This is a genomic window from Undibacterium sp. RTI2.2 (genome assembly GCF_035018705.1).
Lineage (GTDB): Bacteria > Pseudomonadota > Gammaproteobacteria > Burkholderiales > Burkholderiaceae_D > Undibacterium.
In genome coordinates this window covers 1-7,528 of the sequence record NZ_JASJXN010000075.1, presented here as the reverse complement: position 1 = coordinate 7,528, position 7,528 = coordinate 1, and the positions used below count along the sequence as shown (strand labels likewise).

General features: G+C 46.9%; 8 protein-coding genes. 5 read left to right on the top strand and 3 right to left on the bottom strand.

Annotated elements, in window-relative coordinates; all coding sequences use genetic code 11:
* The first annotated feature begins 108 nt into the window (after positions 1 to 108).
* Positions 109 to 990: an NAD(P)H-dependent flavin oxidoreductase gene (locus QN395_RS20640; RefSeq protein WP_416352073.1), complete on the top strand. Its 882-nt coding sequence runs from the start codon at positions 109 to 111 to the stop codon at positions 988 to 990.
* Positions 991 to 1,102: 112 nt separating this feature from the next.
* Here QN395_RS20640 and QN395_RS20635 read toward each other — a convergent pair whose 3' ends face one another.
* The 3 genes from QN395_RS20635 to QN395_RS20625 all read right to left on the bottom strand — a co-directional run bounded on the left by QN395_RS20635 (position 1,103) and on the right by QN395_RS20625 (position 3,974).
* Positions 1,103 to 2,263, bottom strand: a complete 1,161-nt coding sequence (locus QN395_RS20635) for an iron-containing alcohol dehydrogenase (RefSeq protein ID WP_322119317.1) — start codon at positions 2,261 to 2,263, stop codon at positions 1,103 to 1,105.
* A gap of 117 nt (positions 2,264 to 2,380) precedes the next feature.
* Positions 2,381 to 3,133, bottom strand: a complete 753-nt coding sequence (locus QN395_RS20630) for an SAM-dependent methyltransferase (protein ID WP_322119316.1) — start codon at positions 3,131 to 3,133, stop codon at positions 2,381 to 2,383.
* 178 nt (positions 3,134 to 3,311) lie between these two features.
* Positions 3,312 to 3,974, bottom strand: coding sequence for a Maf-like protein (locus tag QN395_RS20625; RefSeq protein WP_322119315.1), 663 nt, complete (start codon positions 3,972 to 3,974; stop codon positions 3,312 to 3,314).
* Positions 3,975 to 4,141: 167 nt separating this feature from the next.
* Between QN395_RS20625 and QN395_RS20620 the strand changes: the two genes are divergently transcribed.
* The 4 genes from QN395_RS20620 (at position 4,142) to QN395_RS20605 (ending at position 7,370) form a co-directional block, all read left to right on the top strand.
* Positions 4,142 to 4,672, top strand: a complete 531-nt coding sequence (locus QN395_RS20620; RefSeq protein ID WP_322119314.1) for a YceD family protein — start codon at positions 4,142 to 4,144, stop codon at positions 4,670 to 4,672.
* Between the two features lie 120 nt (positions 4,673 to 4,792).
* A complete protein-coding gene (gene rpmF, locus QN395_RS20615) occupies positions 4,793 to 4,975 on the top strand; it encodes a 50S ribosomal protein L32 (RefSeq protein WP_008449924.1) in 183 nt (60 codons plus the stop codon).
* 335 nt (positions 4,976 to 5,310) lie between these two features.
* Positions 5,311 to 6,387 carry a phosphate acyltransferase PlsX gene (gene plsX / locus QN395_RS20610; RefSeq protein ID WP_323492933.1) on the top strand — a complete coding sequence of 359 codons (1,077 nt, stop codon included), beginning with the start codon at positions 5,311 to 5,313 and terminating at the stop codon, positions 6,385 to 6,387.
* Positions 6,384 to 7,370 (top strand): beta-ketoacyl-ACP synthase III, encoded by a 987-nt coding sequence (locus QN395_RS20605; RefSeq protein WP_323492932.1) that lies wholly within the window; start codon positions 6,384 to 6,386, stop codon positions 7,368 to 7,370. The genes plsX and QN395_RS20605 overlap by 4 nt, the downstream gene beginning before the upstream one ends.
* Positions 7,371 to 7,528 lie beyond the last annotated feature (158 nt).

The following is a 7,528-nucleotide window of genomic DNA, read 5'->3' as shown; positions in this document are numbered from 1 at the left end:
AATCGTTCTGAACAAGCCGATAAAGTGGAAAAATTTGGACGCTGACAGGTGGTAAATATTGAACGCTGTTTGACAACGCTGGCAACACAACTCTCCAACGGTAATGGCATGGTGGCTGTAAATATCATGCGTGCAGTGTCGCAATACGCCGCTTATGTCAGGCAGGCATGCATCAGTGGTGCTGACGCGATCGTCGTTGGTGCTGGCTTGCCGCTCGACTTGCCTGATCTGACTAGCGACTTTAGTAAGCTTGCGCTGATACCGATTTTGTCTGATGCGCGTGGCATTGCTGTCGTGCTTAAAAGATGGATGCGAAAAAATCGTCTGCCCGATGCCATCATTATAGAAAGTCCCCAATTTGCAGCCGGTCATTTAGGCGCAGCGCAATTACACGATGTGAACAATTCCCAGTATGGCTATGCGGTCGTATTGGAGCAGACTTTGGCCTTATTTAAAGACTTGCAATTAGAAAGTGAACATATCCCTTTAATCGTTGCTGGCGGGATTAATAGCCACCAAAAAATGGTGAGCATGATGGGCTTGGGAGCCAATGCGGTACAGCTCGGCACGCCATTTGCGGTGACGAAGGAGGGCGACGCGCATCCGTTTTTTAAAAAAGTATTAGCAGATGCAAAGCCAGAAGATATCGTGACGTTTATGAGCGTAGCGGGCTTGCCAGCGAGAGCAGTCCGTACACCTTGGCTGGCAAATTATCTGGATAAAGAGAGCAAGCTGCAAGACAAGGCGGGGCAGAAGGAATGCACAGTCGGTTTCGATTGCTTGCAACAATGTGGATTGCGCGATGGGATTGCGAAATCAGGTCAGTTCTGCATCGACACGCAACTGGCGTTTGCATTGCAGGGTGATGTCGGGCGGGGATTATTTTTCAGAGGGTCGGAGGAGCTACCGTTTGGTAGGACGATTCGCTCTGTTAAAGACTTGATGAATCTGATTTTGAACGGTAATCCGTCGGCGGAATTGATGGTTTAATAAATTCTAAAACTATGCGGGGCGTTCCTACGAGTCTTCAGCGGGAATCCAGAGGTGTTCATAAATCAATCAATTAATCAATAAACTTCCCTGGATTCTTGCCGATGAAAGATTACAGACTTAGTTCCAGCACCTTGCGGCTGATATCCAAAGTCACATCCCGTTTTTCACCTAGCGCTACCATCTTATGTGTTTCTAGCGCAGCCAGAATCGGTGCAATGTTCTCATCTTTCAGTGCGTAGTCGCCAAGACGTGTCTTGACACCCATTTGCTCAAAGAAGTCTTGCGTGCGGCTGATGGCAGCTTCGATACGACTTTCTTCACTACCTTCACGCAGATCCCAGACACGCTCGGCGTATTGCAGCAGTTTTGCCCGTTTGGCTTCTTTACGAATACGCAGCATGCTAGGCAATACGATTGCTAATGTCTGTGCATGGTCTAAGCCGTGTAGCGCTGTGAGTTCGTGGCCGATCATGTGGGTTGCCCAGTCTTGCGGTACGCCGGTGGCGATTACGCCATTCAAGGCCATGGTGGCACACCACATCAGATTGGCGCGGACATCATAGTCTTCTGGGTTGACCAGTGCTTTTGGTCCTTCTTCGATCAGCGTTTTTAAAATCCCTTCGGCGAAGCGATCCTGGACTGGTGAATTGACCGGGTAAGTCATGTATTGTTCCATGACATGCACATAAGCATCGACTGCGCCATTGCCGACCTGGCGGATAGGCAAGGTAAAGGTTTTGGTCGGATCGAGGACAGAAAATTTGGGGAAGCAATGACGGCTGGAGAATGCCATTTTGGCTTTGATTGATTTGCGGGTGACAACTGAGCCGCTGTTCATTTCTGACCCGGTAGCGGGTAATGTCAGCACACTACCGAAAGGCAGGGCTTGCGTGATATTGCTGCCACGCTTTTCTAAAATTGCCCAAGGATCATCGCCTTCAAATAAAGCGGCAGCTGCGACAAATTTAGCACCGTCAATCACGGAGCCACCGCCAACAGCGAGCAGAAAATCAATACCGTTTTTCTTGACCGACTCGACTGCCTGCATCAAAGTTTCGTAGCTAGGATTTGGCTCAATGCCACTGAATTCTGTCACGCTACGGTTGCCGAGCGCTGTCATGACTTCATCAAAAACGCCATTTTGTTTGATGCTGCCACCACCATATAAGACTAAGACTTTGGCATTGACGGGAATGACTTTATCTAAGTCGGCAATACGGCCTTTGCCGAACAGAATTTGAGTAGGGTTATAGAAATCAAAATTTAACATGTGCTGCTCCTGGTGAGGGTTGCTCAAACGCTCGATCCCGATCTGGTGAGCGCGGTTTGAAAAGCGAGTGGGCACTATCCTAGCGCATATTCTGATTTTGTGATCGACCGTACTTTTTTATTGCCCGAGGAACAGGAACACGCTGGGCTTTTTATGGAAGTCGGGCGCTTTGTTTGCTTGTATTTTTGCTTTCCACTCTGCTGCGCTGGTTGTGATGATGCTTTCGCTAGTCAGGCTGAGATCGGTTGCGACGCAAATTAAGCTGTTTGGGTTGCAGGTCGTCGCCAGCGCCTCTAGCATTGCGGCATTGCGGTAAGGCGTTTCAATCAGCAATTGTGTTTGTTTTTCTTTGCGTGAGCGATCTTCCAGCTCTTTAATCCGCTTGGCACGTTGCGCCGCGTCGGTCGGTAAATAACCGTGGAAGGCAAAACTCTGTCCGTTTAAACCGCTAGCCATCAACGCCATCAGCAACGACGATGGGCCAACCAGTGGACGCACGGTGATGCCGCGCTGATGCGCCAGTCGTACCAGATTAGCGCCGGGATCAGCCACCGCCGGGACGCCTGCTTCTGAAATTAATCCGACGTCGTAGCCTTGCAATAGCGGCGTTAATAAGCCTTCTAATGCTTGCGCTGGCGTATTGACGTTGAGTTCGCTCATCTGGATTTCTTGCACTGGTTTGTTCAGCGCATGATGCTGGCTGAGCAGTTTTAAGTAGGCGCGCGTAGTTTTGGCGTTCTCCACCACAAAATGCGATAAGCCAGCAGTCATCTGCTGAACGGTGTCGGGGATGATGCTTTGCAGCAGGCTTGCTTGCTGATCTTCTGCACAGCCTAGCGTATTGGGAATCAAGTAAAGTGTGCCGGTCATATTGTAATTTTAATGATGATACTGGGTTGGGTATGAGTGTTTTATAGTTAGTTGTCCAGGTAAAGTCTGGACGTTAGGCATATTGATGGGGATACTCCCCTTTTTTTGATTTTTCTTGCGTACGTTAATCTTGCGTTTGCTCGTGTCTGCTAACTTCTCTGCTAACTCGTTAGCTAACTTAGTTGAAAAATCTCACGCCTGCGTTACGTAGCATACTGGTGAGTGCAATGAGTGGTAATCCGGTTAACGCCGTAGGGTCGCTATTGTCAATGCGTTCAATAATCGCAATCCCTAGCCCTTCATTTTTGGCGCTGCCTGCGCAATCATAGGGCTGTTCTATGCGCAGATAAGCGTCTAGTTCGGCGTCATCCAACTGGCGAAACTGCACTTTGGTTTGCACATTCTCAATTTGCAGCGCGAATTTCTCGCCGGTCATTTTACGAGTATCCAGCAAGCACAAGGCTGTATGGAATATCACATTACGTCCGCGCATCTTTTGTAATTGTCTTAACGCGTTTTCATGATTGCCGGGTTTGCCAATTTGCTCGCCATCTAGCGTCGCGACCTGATCTGAGCCTATAATCAACGCCCCTGTTGCCCTAGCATTCCCAGTATTATTGGCATCGCCAACAAACAACCTGCTAATTGCCTCTGCTTTTTGTTGCGCCAGGCGCATTGCCGTTTGTTCTGGCGATTCTCCTGCAGCCGCTCGCTCGTCAATCTCTGGTGCGACGGCTTCAAAAGGTAATTGCAATCGGCTTAATAATTCACGCCGATAAGCGGAACTGGACGCAAGAATCAGGCGAGGGGACGGATAAAAAGTCGGTTTGCTGGCGGACATGTTTGATGAAATTGACAAGAAAATCAGAACTCAGTCAAAGATTGGCACTTCAATTGGAAGTTAATCGGTATTTAATCCGTACCTAAAGCACAATAATTGCGCCTAAGCTTTGACTTGGTAGAGGGAATCCTGTTATTATCGCAGGTTTTCTGGGTTCAAATAATCCTATGCAAGCATTTGTGATTGACGCTTTCTCGTTTTGCCAGCTTAACGAGCACCGTGAAGGCAGTGTACTAATTGCAGATTTACCTCGGCTTTCTGAGGAAATCGCCAACAACCAAGGTTCGTTGCAATGGTCTTTGGATGGCGGCAAGGATAAAATCGGCCACCCGCAGCTGACTCTGTCAGTTCGTGGAGAAATGCAAGTCATGTGTCAGCGTTGTTTGACACCATTTGCGTTTAAGCTAGATTCAGAATCAGTATTAATTCTCGCCAAAGATGAAGATAAAGCCGATGAAATAGAGGCTTTATTAAACAATGACGAGGTTGATGTAGTAGTAGGCAGCAAAACATTAGATGTCATGGATTTGATTGAAGATGAGGCGCTGTTAGAAATACCCCAATCGCCCAAACATGCAGTATGCCCGGATGTATCCTTGGATTCTCCAGTGGCAGCGAGTGTTGCAGAAGTTGCGGCAGACGCGAGTAAAAAAGCATCGCCATTCGCTGTGCTGAAGAAGATAAATGGGCGTACCTAGTGGCATTATTCTGAAAAAACACTCAGGTCGAAGTATTGTTAGGGATTCTTGTTTGTTATTAAATCGTACAAGCAAGTGTGTTAAATTTTAGAAACATTTTTTGAAGTATTAGGAGTTATCATGGCCGTTCAGCAAAACAAAAAATCACCATCCAAGCGCGGTATGCACCGTTCACACGATTTCCTGGTTGCTCCGCAATTGGGTATCGAGCCAACAACTGGCGAAACGCATCTGCGTCACCACATCAGCCCAAATGGCTTTTACCGTGGTCGTAAAGTATTGAAAACTAAGAACGACGAGTAATCGTTTTCTTGGGCAAAAAAAGCGGCGTTACAAGTCCTGCACTTGGCGCCGCTTTTTTTACATTCTTATTACATTCTTATTCAGGATTTACGCAAAATTGTCTCGGCAAGACGTAGTGACGAAGGCAGTGCTTTTATGATGGCTGGGAATTGCAATGCGCTCAGGGCGGTTTTTGCGTAAGTCCTGTTTTTAAAAGCACGGCCGATTCGCCATGTGAGAATAAATTAAATCAGTTGAATTGATGTAATTTTATAAATTTTTTGTTGAAATAGTGCGACTTGACCACCTCAATCTTGATAAGATAGCGACCTCGGAATGAAGTTTAGTATCACTACATGACAATAAAAATTTCCATTGACTGCATGGGCGGAGATCACGGCCCGGTAGTTACAGTCGCAGCAGCAGTATCTTTCGCTAATCGTGAGCCAGATGCTGAATTTATTCTAGTCGGGCTTGAATCACATATTCAGGCGGAACTGAAAAAAAATCGCGCGCTCAATCATCCTCGTATCTCCATCGTTAACGCTACTGAAGTAGTGACAATGGATGATCCTATTGAAATTGCCTTGCGTCGTAAAAAAGACTCTTCCATGCGGGTCGCATTGAATCAGGTTAAGGACGGGCATGCGCAGGCCTGTGTTTCCGCAGGGAATACTGGCGCACTGATGGCAGTTTCGCGCTACGTGCTGAAAACCATGCAGGGTGTGGATCGGCCGGCAATTTGCAGTATGCTGCCGAATCAAAAAAACAAACCAACTTACATGCTAGATCTTGGTGCTAACGTCGATTGTGAACCTCTACATTTGCATCAATTTGCGATCATGGGCTCTGCTTTGGTATCGGCGCTAGAAGGTAAAAGTAAGCCTACGATCGGTCTGCTGAATGTCGGTGAAGAGGACATCAAAGGCAATGATGTCGTTAAAAAAACCGCACAATTGCTACGCGCTGATCACGAAAGAGGCTTGCTGAATTTTTATGGCAATGTAGAGGGTAACGACATTTTTAAGGGGACAACCGACATTGTTGTATGTGACGGATTTGTCGGTAACGTCACCCTTAAGGCCGCCGAAGGTATGGGGCGTTTTGTTAAGACCACTTTGACCGACGCCTTTAAAAGCAGCCCGCTCAATATGTTGGGTGCCTTGATTGCCCGCAGTGCGTTGAAGTCGATTTCCCGCACAATGAACCCGTCAAATTATAATGGCGGTAGCCTATTAGGGCTTCGCGGCCTGGTGTTCAAGAGTCATGGTAGTGCAGATAAATATAGCTACGAATGGGCAATTCAGCGTGCGTTCGATGCTGCTAAAAATGATGTATTGTCGCGTATTTCGACATCAATGGCAGAGCTGATGCCTGCTATAGAATCGATATCTCCCGAAATCAATGAACCTTTGGTACAGAAAACGGCATGACTTTTTTCAGTAAAATTATCGGCACGGGCAGCTATCTGCCACCCAACAAAGTAAGTAATCAGCAGCTGACCGAGCAGTTAGCTTTAACCGGGATAGAGACTTCAGACGAGTGGATATTTTCACGTAGCGGAATCTCGGCGCGCCACTACGCGACGGCTGATGTCAACTCCAGTGACTTGGCGGTTGAAGCATCGAAGCGAGCTTTGGATGCAGCCAAGATGCAAGCCAATGATATTGATTTGATTATTCTGGCGACATCAACACCTGATTTTCTAGGTGGCTTTCCGAGTACCGCTTGTGTTTTGCAACATAAATTGGGTATTACTAACGGTGCCGCCGCTGTCGATGTGCAAGCCGTATGTAGTGGCTTTATGTATGCGTTGGCCATGGCTGACAGCATGATTAAATCTGGTGCGCATAAAAACGTCTTGGTAGTCGGTGCCGAAGTATTTTCGCGTATTTTAAATTTTCAAGACCGTACTACTTGCGTGCTGTTTGGTGATGGTGCAGGCGCAGTTGTTTTGTCTCGTTCATCTGAGCCTGGTGTATTGGCTACCAAGTTACATGCAGATGGCAGCTATGCCAATATTTTGTGTGTGCCAGGTAGCGTTAATTCAGGTGCAATTACAGGTAATGCTTTTTTGTATATGGATGGTCAGGCTGTCTTCAAATTAGCGGTTTCTTTGTTAGAGAAAGTTGCTCATGAAGCGCTGGAGATCGCTGGTTTAGACGTAGCTCAAATTGACTGGCTGGTTCCACATCAGGCAAATATTCGCATCATGCAAAGTACGGCAAAAAAAATGCGTATGTCGATGGATAAAGTTGTAGTGACTGTGGCTCAGCACGGCAATACATCTGCGGCTTCAATTCCGTTGGCGCTTGATGTGGCAGTCCGGGATGGTCGCATTAAGCCGGGTCAAACAGTGATGCTGGAAGGCGTGGGCGGTGGCTTTACTTGGGGTGCTGCTATTATAAAAATGTAGCTCATGACTTGGTCAAGAATCTAAGCTTAAAACGTAATTCAAGAATATATTCAAGAAGTAAATATTTAAAAATAAATACAGAGAGATCTTTGCACGATAAAAAGCCAAGCAGAGTGTTTACCTCAAATGAGACAATAGCAACAGGATAAATTTAAAGA

Excerpts from the sequence above, each read along its gene's own strand:
- rpmF (WP_008449924.1), top strand. The coding sequence starts at position 4,793 with ATGGCCGTTCAGCAAAACAAAAAATCACCATCCAAGCGCGGTATGCAC.
- QN395_RS20620 (WP_322119314.1), top strand. The coding sequence starts at position 4,142 with ATGCAAGCATTTGTGATTGACGCTTTCTCGTTTTGCCAGCTTAACGAG.
- QN395_RS20640 (WP_416352073.1), top strand. The coding sequence starts at position 109 with ATGGTGGCTGTAAATATCATGCGTGCAGTGTCGCAATACGCCGCTTAT.
- QN395_RS20630 (WP_322119316.1), bottom strand. The coding sequence starts at position 3,133 with ATGACCGGCACACTTTACTTGATTCCCAATACGCTAGGCTGTGCAGAA.
- QN395_RS20635 (WP_322119317.1), bottom strand. The coding sequence starts at position 2,263 with ATGTTAAATTTTGATTTCTATAACCCTACTCAAATTCTGTTCGGCAAA.
- QN395_RS20625 (WP_322119315.1), bottom strand. The coding sequence starts at position 3,974 with ATGTCCGCCAGCAAACCGACTTTTTATCCGTCCCCTCGCCTGATTCTT.
- plsX (WP_323492933.1), top strand. The coding sequence starts at position 5,311 with ATGACAATAAAAATTTCCATTGACTGCATGGGCGGAGATCACGGCCCG.
- QN395_RS20605 (WP_323492932.1), top strand. The coding sequence starts at position 6,384 with ATGACTTTTTTCAGTAAAATTATCGGCACGGGCAGCTATCTGCCACCC.